The sequence below is a fragment of the Streptomyces sp. NPDC005302 genome, assembly GCF_040607345.1.
Taxonomy (GTDB): domain Bacteria; phylum Actinomycetota; class Actinomycetes; order Streptomycetales; family Streptomycetaceae; genus Streptomyces.
This window is the reverse complement of sequence record NZ_JBEXGN010000021.1, coordinates 94,479-110,555: the sequence shown is the minus strand read 5'-3', so window position 1 is coordinate 110,555 and position 16,077 is coordinate 94,479. Positions and strand designations below refer to the sequence as shown.

14 protein-coding genes are annotated in these 16,077 nt (G+C 67.1%); 5 read left to right on the top strand and 9 right to left on the bottom strand.

The window, feature by feature from the left end; translation table 11 throughout:
* Positions 1 to 58 precede the first annotated feature (58 nt).
* Genes ABZT74_RS27220 through ABZT74_RS27210 form a run of 3 tightly spaced genes read left to right on the top strand, consistent with a single transcriptional unit; the run spans position 59 to position 2,230 of the window.
* Positions 59 to 886, top strand: a complete 828-nt coding sequence (locus tag ABZT74_RS27220) for a hypothetical protein (RefSeq protein ID WP_356176596.1) — start codon at positions 59 to 61, stop codon at positions 884 to 886.
* 19 nt (positions 887 to 905) lie between these two features.
* Positions 906 to 1,631: a hypothetical protein gene (locus tag ABZT74_RS27215; protein ID WP_356176598.1), complete on the top strand. Its 726-nt coding sequence runs from the start codon at positions 906 to 908 to the stop codon at positions 1,629 to 1,631.
* Positions 1,631 to 2,230, top strand: coding sequence for a hypothetical protein (locus ABZT74_RS27210; RefSeq protein ID WP_356176600.1), 600 nt, complete (start codon positions 1,631 to 1,633; stop codon positions 2,228 to 2,230). Before ABZT74_RS27215 ends, ABZT74_RS27210 begins: the two co-directional genes overlap by 1 nt.
* Before the next feature lie 69 nt (positions 2,231 to 2,299).
* On the opposite strand, the gene ABZT74_RS27205 is transcribed toward ABZT74_RS27210, so the two are convergent.
* The 9 genes from ABZT74_RS27205 to ABZT74_RS27165 form a co-directional block, all read right to left on the bottom strand.
* Positions 2,300 to 3,190 carry a hypothetical protein gene (locus ABZT74_RS27205; protein ID WP_356176602.1) on the bottom strand — a complete coding sequence of 297 codons (891 nt, stop codon included), beginning with the start codon at positions 3,188 to 3,190 and terminating at the stop codon, positions 2,300 to 2,302.
* Positions 3,191 to 3,243: 53 nt separating this feature from the next.
* Positions 3,244 to 4,197, bottom strand: coding sequence for a hypothetical protein (locus ABZT74_RS27200; protein ID WP_356176604.1), 954 nt, complete (start codon positions 4,195 to 4,197; stop codon positions 3,244 to 3,246).
* Positions 4,198 to 4,270: 73 nt separating this feature from the next.
* Positions 4,271 to 5,296: a hypothetical protein gene (locus tag ABZT74_RS27195; RefSeq protein ID WP_356438826.1), complete on the bottom strand. Its 1,026-nt coding sequence runs from the start codon at positions 5,294 to 5,296 to the stop codon at positions 4,271 to 4,273.
* Positions 5,293 to 5,943, bottom strand: a complete 651-nt coding sequence (locus ABZT74_RS27190) for a hypothetical protein (protein ID WP_356176608.1) — start codon at positions 5,941 to 5,943, stop codon at positions 5,293 to 5,295. The genes ABZT74_RS27195 and ABZT74_RS27190 overlap by 4 nt, the downstream gene beginning before the upstream one ends.
* 17 nt (positions 5,944 to 5,960) lie before the next feature.
* The gene (locus tag ABZT74_RS27185; RefSeq protein ID WP_356176609.1) at positions 5,961 to 6,851 is read right to left on the bottom strand and encodes a hypothetical protein; all 891 of its coding nucleotides are present in this window, start codon (positions 6,849 to 6,851) and stop codon (positions 5,961 to 5,963) included.
* 13 nt (positions 6,852 to 6,864) lie between these two features.
* Positions 6,865 to 8,070 (bottom strand): enoyl-CoA hydratase/isomerase family protein, encoded by a 1,206-nt coding sequence (locus ABZT74_RS27180; RefSeq protein ID WP_356176611.1) that lies wholly within the window; start codon positions 8,068 to 8,070, stop codon positions 6,865 to 6,867.
* A 76-nt stretch (positions 8,071 to 8,146) separates the two neighbouring features.
* A complete protein-coding gene (locus ABZT74_RS27175) occupies positions 8,147 to 8,449 on the bottom strand; it encodes a hypothetical protein (protein WP_355878182.1) in 303 nt (100 codons plus the stop codon).
* 60 nt (positions 8,450 to 8,509) lie between these two features.
* Positions 8,510 to 9,559, bottom strand: a complete 1,050-nt coding sequence (locus ABZT74_RS27170; protein WP_356176613.1) for a hypothetical protein — start codon at positions 9,557 to 9,559, stop codon at positions 8,510 to 8,512.
* Positions 9,556 to 10,209 carry a hypothetical protein gene (locus tag ABZT74_RS27165; RefSeq protein ID WP_355878176.1) on the bottom strand — a complete coding sequence of 218 codons (654 nt, stop codon included), beginning with the start codon at positions 10,207 to 10,209 and terminating at the stop codon, positions 9,556 to 9,558. Before ABZT74_RS27165 ends, ABZT74_RS27170 begins: the two co-directional genes overlap by 4 nt.
* Positions 10,210 to 10,655: 446 nt before the next feature.
* On the opposite strand from ABZT74_RS27165, the gene ABZT74_RS27160 reads away from it, so the two are divergent.
* Together ABZT74_RS27160 and ABZT74_RS27155 are read left to right on the top strand one after the other, a co-directional pair.
* On the top strand, positions 10,656 to 11,303 hold the full coding sequence (locus ABZT74_RS27160) for a hypothetical protein (protein WP_356176615.1): 648 nt from the start codon (positions 10,656 to 10,658) through the stop codon (positions 11,301 to 11,303).
* A 128-nt stretch (positions 11,304 to 11,431) separates the two neighbouring features.
* On the top strand, positions 11,432 to 16,075 hold the full coding sequence (locus ABZT74_RS27155; protein WP_356438823.1) for a DUF6531 domain-containing protein: 4,644 nt from the start codon (positions 11,432 to 11,434) through the stop codon (positions 16,073 to 16,075).
* The last annotated feature ends 2 nt before the right edge of the window (positions 16,076 to 16,077 follow it).

Genomic DNA, 16,077 nt, shown 5'->3' with positions numbered 1-16,077 from the left:
GTCGCAGGGGCCCAGGCACCGAACCCCTCCAGCGGTTGACGGAGCAGGGGGCCCGGTCGTGACGGGGAGGGATGGCGAGGAGTCGATCGACGCACTCTTCGCGGGCCTGCCGGAGGACGGGCGGCGAACGCTCGAGCAGATCGGCATGGGACTGCCCGAGTTGCGCCGCATGGCCGCACAGGACGGCGGAACGGCGCGCGTGCGTGGCGTCCTCTCCGAATTCACCGCCCAGCAGGAGCCACGGCGCCCCGGCGACGACGAGGGCCCGCCGGTGCGTGCCGCCGTACGGCCCTGGGCGCTGCTGCTCGCGGTCGCTGTCGCGGGTGTCGTCCTGACCGCGCTACTCACCCTCGTGATCCATGAGACGGCGGTACTGGTGGGCGTGGGCTGCGGCCTGGCCGTGCTCTTCACGGCGTTGAGGACCCGCGAGTCGCGCGGAGGACTGGCACTGCGATGGATCACCGTCGCGGCGTACGCCGCCCTCGTGTTCACCGTCTCCTTCAACACCCAGCAGTGGTATCTGAAGGCCCGGGGAGCCGAGCAGACGGTGACGATCGCCGCACCGCTCCACCAGTGGACCCACGGAACCCGGGAGACGTACTGCAGGGTCAGGCTCAGCGACGGCTCCGTGCACCAAGTGCTCGACAACAGGGAGAAGTGCGCCGACCGCGTAGGTCTCGACGACACCGCCGTCGTCGACCCGGCCGGGCACTACCGGCCCTTCCTCGGGACGAGGTCCGACATCGGGGGCACAGCCGGCGCGATCGCGGCGCTGGGCGCGGCCGCGGTGCTGATCCTGGCTCCGGTGAGCGCCGTGGTCCTGGGACGGCGGGGGCCGCGCACGGGGCGACCGCGCGCGGGGCGGACAGGCGGACCCGGTGCGTGACAGTGGCGAAGTGGGCTGAGTGAGCAAAGAGAGTGATCCGGCGATGACGGGCGACGCGGGACAGAGTACGGCTGCTGAGCAGACCGGGACCAAGACGGCCGGCGACCACGGTACGACGGTTGCCGAAGAGCCGATAGGCGGAACCAGTACGGACGCGGAGACACACCCGATACCCCCGACCGACTACCGTCTGGCCGTCCCCGAAGGCTGGGAGCGTGTCGTCCTGGACCCGGACCGCTGGCCGCACCGGATCGACAAGCTCGTCAACCGTGGCCTGCGCAGAACCCGGGCCACCCCCCAGCTGAAGGCCGCGCTCGCGGAACGCGTCCGGGCACAGGCCGAAGCGGCACACGCGAACGGCGGGGTCGAGATGTACCTCGTCAACCAGGTGATCGGCCAGGTCCCGGTGTCCGCCGGGCTCGTCGTGACCCTCCTCCGGCCACCGCCCGGCACCGAAGCCGGGGATCTGTCCGACACCGCTCTGTCGCTCGCCGTCGCCGGCGCAGACGTCCGCACCGTCGACCTCCCCGCGGGCCCGGCCGTACGCCACCTCTACCGCCGAACGCCCTCGCCGGACGACCCGGACGGCAACAGGCTCACCGTCACGCACCTCGACGTCCACCTCGCCGTACCGCGCAGCGAGCAGCGCCTGTTGCTCTCCTTCTCCACCCCGATGGAGCCGCTGGCGGACGCGCTGGTGACGCTCTTCGACTCCATCGCCCGCACTCTCCAGTGGATGGCCTGATGCCCGAGTACGCCGCTTCCACCGTCCACATGAAGGCGCCGGACGGCGCTGTGACCCTGCCCGTGCGCGGCGCGGTCGACCTGGACTCCTGGGCTCACGAAACCGCCCGCCTCCGGGCCGGCCACGATGCCGACGCACGGTTGACCGAGGCGCTGGCCGTCGAACTGGGCGAGGCGGCGGCCGACGCCCGCACCCGCGCCCCGATCGTCGCGCTCTCGTACGTACCCGATCCCCGTCTCGGGGAGCTGGCCCGCGTCGAACTCTCGGCCCTGGTCGCCGACGACACGTACCCCACGGTGACGGTGGACCTCCTGCACCGCTACCTGGCCACACCGACCAGCATCTCGTTCCGCCCGCCCGAGGCCGAGCGGCGCACCCTGCCCATCGGGCCCGCCGTCCGAGTGCGCCACGCGTACGTTCAGGAACCCGACCGCGACGGAACGGGCACCATCCTGGAGACCTGCGCCTACGGCATCTGCCCGGACGAGAAGTGGGGCCTCGTCCTCCTCACGTCCTGGCGAGCCCTCGCCCACACCGACGCGCTGTGCGCGCTGACGGACGGCCTGGCGGAATCGGTCACGGTGACGGGTGGGGGGTGAGATCGGTCGAGGGGGCGGGCCGGTTCGCGCCGCGCCGGCGTGGACGAGGGAGCCGGCCGTCGGGATGCCTCAGAGATCGCCCGGCTCGAAATTCACGTGTTCACCGTTCCGTCCCATGATCTTGAGCCTGGGATCACTGCCGCCGCGTGGGTCGGGAAGGGGCTCGTACGGCACTTCGATCGTGAAGTTCCCGCTGGGTCGCCGCGTCACCACAGCGCGGCTGGAGGGACGTACGACGGAAAAGGCCGTGACGGTCTCTTGCTGTCCGGAGGTCAGCTCTTCGTACGGAACATGTTCCGAGGTGTAGGAGAGATGGCGCAGAACCTCCCAGTAGCCGTTGGTCTCCGGCGGGGCGAGCCTGCACCACGATCCGTCGGTGAAGGTGATCACGGCTTCGAGGCCCACCTTGGAGAAGGTCCGGCGTTCGACGTTCGCGATGTCGGCCCGGTCCGTCTGCCAGAGCACTTCGTCCTGGGTGGTGTCGTCGTCGGGGAAGCCGATGACGAGCAGGCGGCGGTCCGTGACGACGACATGGGTGCGGTAGTTCTCAGGACACCGGCTCGGATCGAGCTGCCACGGGAGGGTGCGGGCGAGCGTGCCAGGTGCCGCCCACATGACCGGGAAGTCGTCGATCTCGTTCTCGCGGTCGCGTGAGCGGCCGGTGCCCCTGGGGCTGCTGCCGGCGCTCCCGGCCGCTGCCAGGGCCTCCACCGCCGTCAGGACGACGAGAGCGGCGAGTCGAGCGCCGAACGCTCCTGTCGCGCGGGCGCGCCGTTCCGACGCGGAGAGGACGGTGAACGTCGGACCTTCGGGCCACCCGGCCAGGTCCTTCTGGATGTCGTTGCGCTCCGTGTCCCGGAACCAGCGCATACCGGAGACAGCCCTGTCCGAGCCGGTCGCGAAACGCCCCGGGGTCCGGGCCAGGCAGGTCTCACCGGGGGAGGGGTGCCAGGTGGTCATGTACGAGGTGCCTTCAGTGGAAGTAGTGCGGCGTCGCGTCGGGGCCCACCCATTCAGATGTCGCCCTTCTGATACCGGGCGTTCTCGCCGTCCGGGTCCATCAACTTGATGGCTGCGCTGACAGTGCCGAAGGTGGGGTCCACTCGGTTGTCGAGCCGGTAGTTCACGTACACGTTGCCGCTCGGACGGCGGTAGATCAGCAGAGTTCCGCTGGGATCCTTGCCTTCGAGGAGCTTCTGCACGGCGCGTTGCTGGCCCGGCGTGAGGTCCTCCCGGTCCATCAAGGGAAGCGGATTCTCCAAAGCGCGGGTCACATCGTCGCGGCAGTTGCTGTTCCACCCCGCGAGCCGGCACCAGGATCCGTCGGTGAACGTGATGGTGAAGTCCTTGTCGTAGCGGCAGAACTCCTTCCGCTCGGCGCAGGCGATGTTCGACCGCTCCGTCTCCCAGAGGACTTCGTCGAAGAGGTCGTTCGCGTCGTCCAGCAGGCCCAGTACGACGACGCGGCGGTTCGTGACGACCAAGTGCGTGCGGTCCGTCTCGGGGCGGCGGGCCGGGTCGAGTTGCCAAGGGAGCGTACGGGCGAGCGTGCCCGGAGCCGCCCACATGACGGGGAAGTCCTCAACCTCGTTCTCCGGCTCCTCCGGAGTTCCGAGGGTGGCCGCGTTGCCCGTACTGCCCGAGCCGGCCAGGGATTCGAGCACGCCGAGCGTCGCGACGAGCAGCACGCCTGCTCCGAACCGGGCTCCGCTTCGCAGCCGGCGCTCGTTCTTGCCGCGCACCGTGAAGCCGGGGCCTTCGGGCCAGTCAGGCAGCTCGTTCTGGATGTCCCGTCGCTCCGTGTCGCGGAACCAGCGCATCCCGGCCACGGGGGTGGCAACGCCCGTGGCGAAGCTCACCGCCACCCGCGCAAGTTGTGTCTCGTTCGCGTCAGGTTGCCAGATCGTCATTGTGCCGAGCCTTGGTGTGTGGTGGGAAAAAAGGGATGGGGTGGTGGTCTCCCGCACGCACGGATGCGAATGTCGGTCGGGCCGCGCGGATACGGGCCGTGCTGGTGAGACGTGGGAGGCGGGGCGGGCTTCAGAGGTCCTCGGGGCGGTAGTCCGCAGCCGCGACTCTCCTGCCTTCGGCATCGATCAGGGTGTTCCGCTCCGATGCGCCGAAGTAGGCATCCAGATCTTCCGGCAGCAGGAACTCGACCCGGAAGTTGCCCCCCGGAGGGCGGCTGACGACGGGCGAGACACCGGCAGGAGGCTGGACCTTCGAGACGTAGGCATCGACTGCGGCTCTCAGTGCTGCGGTCAGCGAATCCTGGGCGATCAGCTCGATCGGCATCAGATAGCGGATCAGCCGCTGTCGGCTGATACTGCTCAACCTGCACCAAGAGCCGTCGGAGAAGGTGACTTTGAAGTCACTACCCGTCTTGAAGTTCTTTCGCTCGACGTGGCTGACGGCCGTCCTGGGGACTTCCCAGAGGACCTCGTCCAGGATGTTCGTCAGGTCCTTCTTGTCGAAGGGGAATCCCACAATGACCAGTCGACGATCTGTGACGATCGCGTGCGTGCAATAGCGCTTCTCGTCGGATCGGCCGGGATCGAGTTGCCAGGGCAGGGTACGGGCGATGGCCCCGGGCGCCGCCCAGATGACGGGGAAGTCCAGAACCTCGTCATCCCGGTCGTCCGGGGTGCCGGAGCCGGAGTTCGGGGTGTTGGTCCCGGTGACATTCCCGCCCGCAGAGCTGAGTACAGCCATGACGGCTACTCCCACGACCATGGCTGCCACCTTGACGGCGTTCCGAGCAGCCGAACCCGTCGCCGACCGAGCCGCGTGGACCGGGCCCTCGGGCCATCCGGGCAGCGCGTCTTGAATGTCGCGGCGCTCGGTGTCGCGAAACCATCGCTTGCCCCGGACGCGCATGGCAGCTCCGGTGGCGAAGGTCACCGGGGCGCGGGCAAGGAGGGTCTCTCCCGATTCCGGCTGCCAGATCCTCGTACTCACTGCGTCCTCGTCTGTCGTCGCGAGACGGTGGTCGAACGACGGGTCCGCATGGGACCACCGTCGTGGCCCCTCGATCTGCGCCGAGGTCAGCCGGGGCTTCTCCGTCATGTCTCGTCGGTGAAGGACACCGTCTGCGTGATCGCGGCCGTCATGTCGCAGAACTCGCCCCAGTACTCGGTCGACGCCGTGTAGAGCGTGAGGATCGCCGTGTACGGGCCAGTGGGGAAGGGGACGTGGATCTGGATCTGGCCGGTGAGGAGCTTGGTCTCTTCACCGGTTGCCGTGACCTCGGGCCGCAGAGTGAACTCGCGGAGCGTCACACACGAGACCGCGGGACCGCAGGGGAGGTCCAGCCAACGGGCGTCGTTCAACGGGTCCGAGGAGAGGATCGCGAGAGTGCCCTGCGCGGCGACGTCGGGATCTGTCTGGTCGGTCTTCACCGCAGCGACGGTGAAGGCGCACTGGGCGACACCACTGCCCTCGGTGGAGAAGAGACCCATGGCGGCGTAGGAAACGCCTTCCCCCGCCATGTATTCGGCGATCCCCGCGTAGTAGGGCGCAGCCGGGCTCCAGATCGATTCGTCACCCCGCGAGTAGAGTTCTCGCACGAACGAGTCGGCCAGGGCGTCGCGTTCCTCCGTGGTGCGCGCTATGGGGAGGGCGAACAGACCGTCCGGGACGGTGAACCAGATCGGTGGTATGTCGGAGCCGTCGTCGGCAGTCGAGGGTGGGACGGTACCGGTGGAGGTGGTCATCAGAGTCGTCGTCTCGCTCAGAGGTCGCCTGGTTTGAATTTCACGGATTCGCCGTTCGGTCCCATGGCCCTTACGAGAGGATCGGCACCCTCGCGTGCGTCGGGTACCGGATCGGACTGCACTTCGACAGTGAAGTTGCCGCTGGCGCGAAGGGTCACCACGGTGCCGTACGAGGGCTGTTCAGATTCAAAAACTGCCACCGCCTGTTTTTGACCGGGAGTCAACGCCTCGGGTTTGATGAGTTTTGACGAGTAGGCGAGATGGCGCACAACCTCCCAGTGACGGTTTGTTTCTGGCGGGGCAAGCCTGCACCACGAGCCGTCGACAAAAGTAATCACTGCTTCCGCGCCCACTCGTGAGTACGTTCGCCGGCCTACATCCGCGATGTTCTCCCTGCTGGTCTCCCAAAGCACCTCATCCTGTGTGAGGTTGTTGTCCGGGAAGCCGATGACGAGTACGCGCCGGTCGGTGACGACGATATGAGTGCGGTAGCGCTCGGGGCATCGACTCGGGTCGAGCTGCCAGGGGAGTGTGCGCGCCAGTGTTGCCGGGGCGGCCCACATCACAGGAAAGTCGGCAACCTCGTTCTCATGGTCGTGTGTGCGCCCCGGGCCGTTGGGACTGCTGCCGAAACTGCCGGCTGCTCCGACTACTTCCACCGCTGCCAGGACCGCGAGAGCAATGGCTCGCATGCCGAACGTTCCTGCCGCGTGGGCTCGTCGCTGCGATGTGGAGAGAATGGTGAAGACCGGGCCGTCCGGCCATCCGGGCAGCTCGCCCTGGATGTCGTTGCGGTCCGTGTCGCGGAACCAGCGCATGCCGGCGACCGCAGTGGCCGTACCCGTAGCGAAGCAACCCGGGGTACGGGCCAGCGAGGTCTCGCCGGGAAGCGGTTGCCAAATAGCCATCCGAGTAGCGCCTTCAGTGAGAGGTCGCGGCTGCGTGGAACCGGTCGCCAGGGTTGACCGCTTCCCCGATGTGCTGCGTGATGGTGGTGATCTTCGGGCCGATCTTGCCGGCGGCGTCGATCGTGATTCCCAGCGCCCCTTCTGGATCGATGCTCAGCCTATTGCCAGTGACGAGCTTCAGCCCCTTCGTCCCGACCCACTGGCCCTGGTGGTACCCAGCCTCCGCGAGGCTGGCAAGCCGATTCATTGTTCCGGACTCGGAACTGATGAATCCGATCCTCTCGAAGGTGCCGCCGAGAACGACTCTCTTGCCCAGCAGGCTGAGCCCTCCTTCTACCTTTTCCGCCAGCTCTCCGGTGGCGAAGAGATTGCGTGCGCCAGGTGCCAGCGTCGAGCCCCGCATTCCCTTGCCGAACATCGCCGCCCTATCGCCGGCCGTTGTTACCTTCGCCACCTTGACGCCCTTGCCGAAAAGGCCGATGCCCGGGAGGAGGCCGATCGCGTCGGTACCGATTTCCATCCAACTGACCTCTGCCCCGGCCGCTTTCGCCACGGAGTGCGCCAACAGAGCCAGCCCGCTCGTGAGCAGGGCTGCAACGCCGAAGATGGCGCCCAGAGGCTCGAAGGGGATGGTGATGATGGCGAGTAGCCCCAGGATCGCCGTCAGGTCACTCAGCAGGTCGCCGATAAACGCGATGAGGTCGGCATGGTCCTTGATCCACTGGCCCGTGGCGTCCCAGGCGTCCGCGATCCCGTGCCCCAGCTTGTCCCAGAACCCCGGCTCGTCAGGGGCGATGTCGCCGGCCTTGTCGAGCTCCTTGCTGATCTTGCCCGCCGCCAACGAATAGCGGCTCTCCAGGTCGTGGACCTTGCCGGTGACCTCGTCCACCGCGCCCGACGCCTTGCCGAGTTCCTCGCTGCCCTTGCCGTCGGCCTTCTGCTCGGCCTTCTCCTTGGCTTCGAGCTTCTCTCCGGCGGCCTTTTCGAGGCGGGTCGCCTCATCCTGGAATTCGTGCAGCTCGGTCGCCCAGCGGTGCAGTGCGTGGGAGGCCTTGTCGAAGGAGTCGTGGCTCTTGCGTATGAGAGGCGTGACGTCCTTGCCTATGTACTCGCTGAAGGCGACGGCCGTCTTGCCCTTCCAGGCGCCCGCCTCGATCTGTTCGAGTTCCTTCAGCGCCGTCCCCAGCTCGCTCGCCAGGTTCCCGAGCTTCTTGGCCAACTCCCGGGTGTCCTCGACGTCGCCGGGGGTGGGATCCCAGCCTATGTGGGGGAAGGCGGGGCGGTGTCCGGCCACGTCACTTGCCCTTCTTCTTCGGGGCCTTGAGGGATTCCGCGAGGTCGAGGTCGAGCTTCCCGAACGAGTCGGCGATCTTGTCGATCATCTTGACCGCGCCCTGGGTGTGCTTCCCGAGTTGCTTGATGCCGTAGCCCCAGTCGTCGGCGAAGTCCTGCACGTCCTCGACGAGTTTGCTCTCACCCACCGCCGAGGCGTCCGTCCCGCGCAGGGTGCGGCGGGTCGACTCCATGCGGTCGCTGATGCTGGAGAAGGTCTTTTTCAGATCCTCGAAGATGGTGTCCTCGAGGCGAAGGTCACTCATGCGGTCTCTGACTCCCTGAGTCGTCGCTGGGCCGGGATCGCGTGGATCCGGCGGCCGCGGTCATCGGTTGACGGACTGGATCTCCTGGACGGTCACGTCCTGGGTCGTTCCGAAGGTGCCGTCGGGGAGTCGAGTCGGACCAGGGTTGCCCGTGCCGGTCCAGCTGATCTCCCAGGTGACCGTCGCCTTGAGTTCGAACGTGCCGTCACCAGAGGACCGCAGATACTTGAGGCCGCAGGGCGGGGTTCGTTCGGACTTCCCCCTGGCCCAGGGTTCACCGATCGAGCCGTCGTCGTTGATCAGGCACTCGCCGGAGGCAGGGTACGTCTCGGCGTCGTCTGTGCCCGCTTCGAGCCGGAGTGCGACGGGCTTGGCGGTTGTGGTCGCTTGAATGTGGAGACCGCCCACATTTATCTGCGCGGTGACATCGGCGGGCTTGAACTTGGCCTTGTCCAACCAAGCCCACGTCGGCAGGTTCACTTTGGTGACGTTCTTCGGCGCGAGGGTGACTTCTGTCTCCGGGAGCCTCAGCCTGCTGTAGGCCAGTTCGGCGAGAACCCTCGGCGTGACGGCCTCGGGTACGTCCGGGGTGTCCCCGTTCACGACCCAGAAGGGCACCTCGTTGCAGCGCTGAGCGGCGGGTTCCATCCAGCGGTCAGGGTCCTGGACGGCGACCCACCACGTGCCCTCATCGGCCTTCTTGAGGTTGTAGTCCTTGTACTTCCCGTCCTTGTACATGTCCCGGAACTGTCCGACGGCGGTCTTCGCGTAGCTGTGCTGCCCGGGATAGTTGACCGTCTCGGTGTACATGTCCTCGACGTATTTCTGGAAGTCCGCGGCGGTGCGGGGCTCGTACCAGCAAGCCGGCGGGGCCCAGTCGGTGACCGGCGTGACATTGCCTCTGCCGCTGCCAGTGCCTTGAGTACTGCCGCTGAAGCGGACCATGGACACGAGGTCGGAGCCGGACTGACCGCCACTGGTCTCCGTCTTGGCGCCGTTCGACTTGCCGTCGGTACCCCATCCGCCGGCCATCGCCGTGCCGGGCATAAGTACGCAGGCTCCTGCCGTCACGGCCGCCACGACCAGCCACCGGCCGCTTCGCTTCGTCACGGCGTGCACGTCTTGTTGCCCCGTTCCGATACGAGCTTGGTGGTCTGCCAGATCCCGTCGCTGTTCTTCTCCAGACGAGTGCTGTAGAGCACGTACGAGTCCTTTGTCGTGGGCGTCTTCTTGATCGCCTGCGTCTTGCGATTCTTGTTGAACGCCTTGCTCTCGTCCGAGCAGTACGACAGTCCCGCCGACTTCTTGTCGAATACGTCGAGCTTGGGCGAGTGGTAGCGCACGGCCCCGGTGAACGTGGAGCCGGAGTCGACGATGGTCTTGACCCAGTCCTGGCTTCCGGGCAACGCCGTACCGGCCTGATAGAAGGCGAGAGCCTCGGACTTGGGATCTCCCTTGGCGACGGCGTAAGTCACCGCGGTCTGAGCGTGTCCGGCGTCCTCAAGGATGGAGTCCTTGGTCGCGTCGCCCGTCTTCCACCCCTGGAAGGTCTCCTTGATATCGCCCGGCAGGGTCAGGTCGGGACGCTCAACACGGTCCGCGGTGGAGGCGCTGGCCGAAGTCGATGGTGAGCCGCTCTGGCCCGCCCCCGCGATCTTGTCGTTCCCCTTGGAGCTGTCGTCCCCGCTGCCGCAGGCTGTCAGCAGGAGTGCCGTGGTCGCGGCGAACGCGGCAGCAACGGGCAAAGAGCGGCGGTTCACAGTGGACTCCCCGTGAGACATCAGTTCAGTCAAGTCAGTCAAGGGCAATGACGGTATCCGTGGGGCTGTTGGTTTCGCCAGGAGGTACTTCCCTGGGGATGGTGATGCTTGGGGAGAAACCCTGGTCAATGGGACACCCTCCCCGCCATGGACGGTTCCCCGTGCGTCAACTGCGTGATCCCTCCACAGGTCCGCCACGTTCTCGACACGGGCGGATGGGCCGAGCCGGGTGCACGGGCGCCTCTGTGTGACCCCCGGCCCCTTCGCGCCCGTTAGCGCGAGCTACGCACAGCCGCCCCTCTGGGAGACGGCCCGTCGCGCCTACCGCCCCCGCCCGATCCCCCACCTCGTACCCTGACCCAAGCCGTCGGCCCGAACGGAGTGGCGAACGGCAGCCGGCAGCGACGCACGGTGAACCACGAACCACGACCCCGGGGGACGCAGTCATGGCCCGCTACATGGAGACGCTCACCATCGAGCGCGGCGGATTCCGGATCAAGGTGCCGGAGTCGTGGTGGGAGTTCGACGTGCGGCCGGAGTCGCGGGACGACTCGATACGGAGGATGGTCGCCGAACGGATCGACGAGCGGCCGGAGTTGGCGCAGTACCGCGACACCTACACCACCTTCCTGCGCAAGGCCGCCGCCGACGCCTGGAAGTCCGGTGCCCTGTACTGCGGCTGCATGGCCGAGTCCTTCGGCGGCGACACCCCGATCACCGGCTCGGTCACCGTGTCGATCGTCGGCGGTCGCTCGCAGACCGGGGAGGCCCTCTCCACCGACCCGCAGGTCATCGCCGGCCAACTCGCCGTGCGGGAAGCCAAGAAGGAAGGGGACGCCTGGCGCAAGGTGACGACGGTCGAGATACCCGGCGTCGGTCCCGCCGCGCGGACGTACGGCATCGAGGACATCGCCGTACCGGACGACGCCCTTCAGCGCACGATCCGTGCCGTTCTCATGCAGACGTTCATCCCCGTGCCCGGCCAGGAGGGCAAAGTCGCGCTCGTCGCCGGCAGCAGCCAGGTTCTCGACCTCGCGGACTCCTTCTTCGACATCTTCGACGCCATCACCTCGACCTTCCGCTTCGCGGCGTAACCTCTCGGCCGCTACCCCCGGGTCCGCCCCGGCGTCCCTTCCTCGCCTCGCACACATCCAGTAACTTCGCTCATGCATACGAGTGTTGTCGGTGTTGTTGTTGGTGTTGCTGTCACGGGGGTTGCGGCATGGTGGGGAATCGGCCGGGTGACTGGCATGTGCTGGATCTGGAGAAGGATCCGACGCCGGGTGATCCGGATCGGGTGCGGCATCTGTCGAAGAACCTGCTCGACTTCGCCGATGACGTGGGGGATGCGCTTCGTCTGATCAAGGGGATGGCGGACGAGGACACGGTTCTGCAGTGGGCGGGTAAGTCGGCGAAGGCGTTTCAGGACGAGTTCGCCGGTGTGCCGAAGCAGTTGAAGAAGTTGAAGAAGTCGTACGAGATGGCGGGGGATGCCCTGGCCGCGTACTGGCCGAAGTTGGAGCGGGCGCAGGCGCTGGCGGACAAGGCGCTGGCGAAGGGCAGGGATGCGCAGGCTGATCTCACGTCGGCGAAGTCGCGTCTGTCGTCGGCTGATTCGTGGGTGACGCGGGCCGGTAAGGAAGCGGACAAGTACAAGGACGATCCGACCGGCAGCAAGAGCGGCACCGAGAAGCCCGACGAGGCGAAGGTGCGGGCCGCTACCCGGGATGCGCAGCACGCGAAGTCGGCGCACGACAGTGCTCAGTCGGATGTGACGACGGCGGGCAATGCGCTGGACGCTGCGAAGAAGATGGCCGCAGATGCCCGGAAGATGCGGGAGGAGGCGGCGCGGGACGCGAAGTCGAAGATCGACGAGGCGTCGGATGCGGGGATCCACAACCGCAAGTGGTGGGAGGAGGTCGGGGACTGGTTCTCCGACAACTGGGACACCATCGTCGCGGTGTGCAAGGTCGTCGTCGCCGTGGTGGGCGTCATCGCGATGATCATCGGAGGGCCGATCCTCGGCGCGATCGTGCTGATCGCCGCCCTGGTCGTCCTGGCGGACACCCTCAACAAATATCGCAAGGGTCAAGCCGGCCTACTGGACGTCGCCTTCGCCGCCTTGGACTGCATACCCGGCGGCAAGGGCATCACGTCCCTGGGCAAACTCGCCAAAGGCATGAAGACCTTGGGCAAGGGCGGGCTCAAGGCCATGGTCAAGGGGCTGGGACGGAAGGGTCTGCGCAAAGAGGCAGACGATGCCATCGCCAAGAGCAAGCCCGCCAAGGGACGTTGCAAGAACGGCGACCCCATCGACATGGTCTCCGGCGAAATGTTGATGGAGCACACGGACCTGGCTCTGCCCGGGGTACTCCCCGTGATCCTTCGCCGTACGCACCTGTCGACCTATCGGTCCGGCCGGTGGTTCGGGGACTCCTGGGCCTCGACGTTCGACGAGCGGCTGGAACTCGACAACGAAGGCGTGGTCCTTGCCACCGAGGACGGCATGGTCCTCTGCTATCCCCCGCCCGCCCCGGACGGTTCGGTCATGCCGTTGGAAGGACCGCGCTGGCCCCTGTCATGGGATGCCGAGCAGCCCGGAGCCCTGTGCGTCACCGATGTCAAGAGCGGAATCACCCGGCGCTTCGCTCCCGTGGCCGTGCAAGAGGGACGCGACGAGGCGTTCACCATGCCTCTGGACGCGATTGCGGATCGCCATGGCAATGTCGTCCGGTTCGAGCGCTCATCCGATGGCACCCCCGTGGCGGTCCGGCATTCGGGCGGATACCACGTCGAGGTCGACACCGAAGCCGGTCGTATCACCGGGCTAGGGCTGCGTGACCCGCACGACGCCTCCGAAAACCCCAACACCGTTCTGCGCTATGCCTACGACGCCGCGGGCGACCTGGTCGCGATCTTCGATTCCTCCGGCCTGCCGTTCGAGCTCACTTACGACGGCCGCGGCCGGATCGTCTCCTGGGCCGACCGCATCGGGTCCTGGTACCGCTTCACCTACGACGACCATGACCGCGTCGTACGGGGTGAGGGAGCCGATGGTGTGCTCGACTGCGCCATCGCCTACGACTCCGAGGCATGCACCACCCAGTACACGAACTCGCTCCACCACCTCACCACCTACCGCCACAACGAGCGTCGGCAGCTCGTCTCCGTCACGGATGCCACCGGTGCGTCCGTGTACAACGAATGGGACGCGTCCGACCGGCTCGTCTCGCGCACCGACGCACTGGGTAACACGTACCGCTACGCCTATGACGAGGCTGGGAACCTCACGCGTGTCACCAGGCCGGACGGAACCACCACGTCGGCCGTCTACAACCATCTGCACCTGCCCGTCACGGTGACGGAAGGGGCAGGGGTCAGCTGGCAGCATTCCTACGACGATCGAGGCAATCGGACTGCCACGATCAATCCGGTCGGTTCCGAGACGCGTTATGACTTCGATGGGTCAGGCTTCCTCGTGGGCGTCACGGATGCCCTGGGCCATACGCGACGAGCCACCTGCGACCGTGCCGGTCTGCCGCTGAGTCTCACCAATCCGCTGGGAAGCACCGTCACCGTCGAACGCGACGCGTTCGGTCACATGACCGCGTTCACCGATGCACTCGGCCGAACGACCCGCTTCGGCTGGACTCCTGAGGGCAGACTGGCGTCGCGCCGTTCACCCGACGGGAACGAGGAACGGTTCGAATGGGACGCGGCCGGCAACCTCCTCACGTACACCGATCCGCTGGGGCAGGTGAGCAGCTATACGCCGACCCATTTCCGTCTGGCCCGGGAACGGATTCGCCCGGACGGCGCCCGGTATTCCTTCACCTACGACACGGAGCTGAATCTCACCCGCGTGACCAATCCCCAGGGTGCGGCCTGGGAGTACGTCTACGACGAGGCGAACCGTCTGATTTCCGAGAGGGACTTCAACGGTCGTGTGCTCACCTACGGCGTGGACGCCATGGGGGGTCTGAGGTCCTACACCAACGGAGCGGGCGAGACGGTCCTCTACGGCCGTGACTCTCTGGGCCGGACAACGTCCGTCCACCACGACGGGCATGTCACGACGCTCGGCTACGACACCCTCGGCCGCCTCGTGGAGCAGGCAGGGCCCGAGGTGCGGGTGGACCGTCGGTACGACGCGGTCGGCAGGCTGCTGGCCGAGAGCATCGACGGAAGGACCACGGAGTACAAATACGACGCCATCGGCCGCAGGACGGAGCGGCGTACGCCCTCCGGAATCATCTCCACATGGTCGTACGACGCGGCCGGTCAACCCGACAGCCTCGAGGCCGCGGGGCGCCACGTGGGTTTCCACTTCGACGCCGCAGGCCGGGAAGTCGGCCGCGAGCTGGCCGGCGGGGTGATGCTCGACCAGTCCTGGGACACGGCGAACCGGCTCACCGGGCAGACGATCTCGCAGCACCCCGACGGTGCGGAGACCCTTCTCCAGCACCGCACGTACGCCTATCGGGCTGACGGACTCCTCGCCGAACTCGACGAACTCGGCACTGGCACACGGCGGTTCGATCTGGATCCGGCCGGCCGCATCACCGCTGTGCACGCACGCGACTGGTCCGAGACGTACGCGTACGACAGTGTCGGGAACCTGAGTGCGGCAACGTCTCCGGCGAGCGAAGCGGACGAGACCGAACGTGAATTCACCGGCTCCCTCGTCCGCAGATGCGGTCGCACCCGTTACGAGCGGGACGGCGAAGGACGCATCGTTCGATCCGTGCGGCGGCTGCTGAACGGGCAGAAGCGCGTCCGCACCTACGCCTGGAACAGCCACAACCAGCTCACCGGTGCCACCACACCCGACGGCGCCCTGTGGCGCTATCTCTACGATCCGGCCGGACGGAGAGTCGCGAAGCAACTTCTCGGTGGCGACGGCGGTGTCGCCGACGAGACGCGGTTCACGTGGGACGGAGCGCGGCTCGCCGAGCAGATCGACGGCAGTGGCCACAGCACCACCTGGGACTACGCGCCCGGTACCCACCTTCCGCTGACACAGATCGACCACCGCCCCGGGCGCGGGGACACCCGGGCCCGGTTCCACGCCGTCGTCACCGACCTGTCGGGTGCGCCTGCCGAGCTCATATCCGACGAGGGCGAGCTGGTCTGGCGGCGGCGCACCACTCTCTGGGGTCTGCCCCTGCCGAACGGGCGCAGCGGACAGGGAGAGCCGACCGACGGCGATGTCGACTGCCCTCTGCGCTTCCCCGGGCAGTACGCCGATGCGGAGACCGGCTGGCACTACAACCATCATCGCCACTACGACCCGGCCACCGCTCACTACACGAGCCCCGACCCGCTCGGGCTGGGCCCCGCCCCCAACGACACCGCGTACGTCGCCAACCCGTACCGCTGGATCGATCCACTCGGCCTCTACCGCGATCCCGACAACGGGGAGTACGCGAGGGACCCCAATGCCCCCGAGACCGCGCACAACCGGAAGTCCGAGTATCCGTCCGGCTATCGGGAGTCCACCCACGACGAGATGGCCAAGAACTGGACCAATGAGGGCATCGCGCAGGGCGAGCGGCCGCTCGACTCCGCGGGGCGGAAGATTCCGCGGGATCAGCTGACGTGGTTCGACGGGAACGGCGACATCATCTGGGATCCCAGCAACCCGGGAACCAAACCGTTCAGTGAGACGGTCTCGTACGAGCACCGCGAAGCCGTGGTGGACCACTGGAACCGCGAGGGCAGACTTACCGGCCGTGCCACCCGCAACGACTTCTACAACGATCCGGACAACATGGAAGCCATGGAGAAGAGCAAGAACTCTCGTGGGGGGGCCATGATGGACGCCAGATACAGCCAGGAAACCGGACCGAACTACGCCTGCTCCTGACA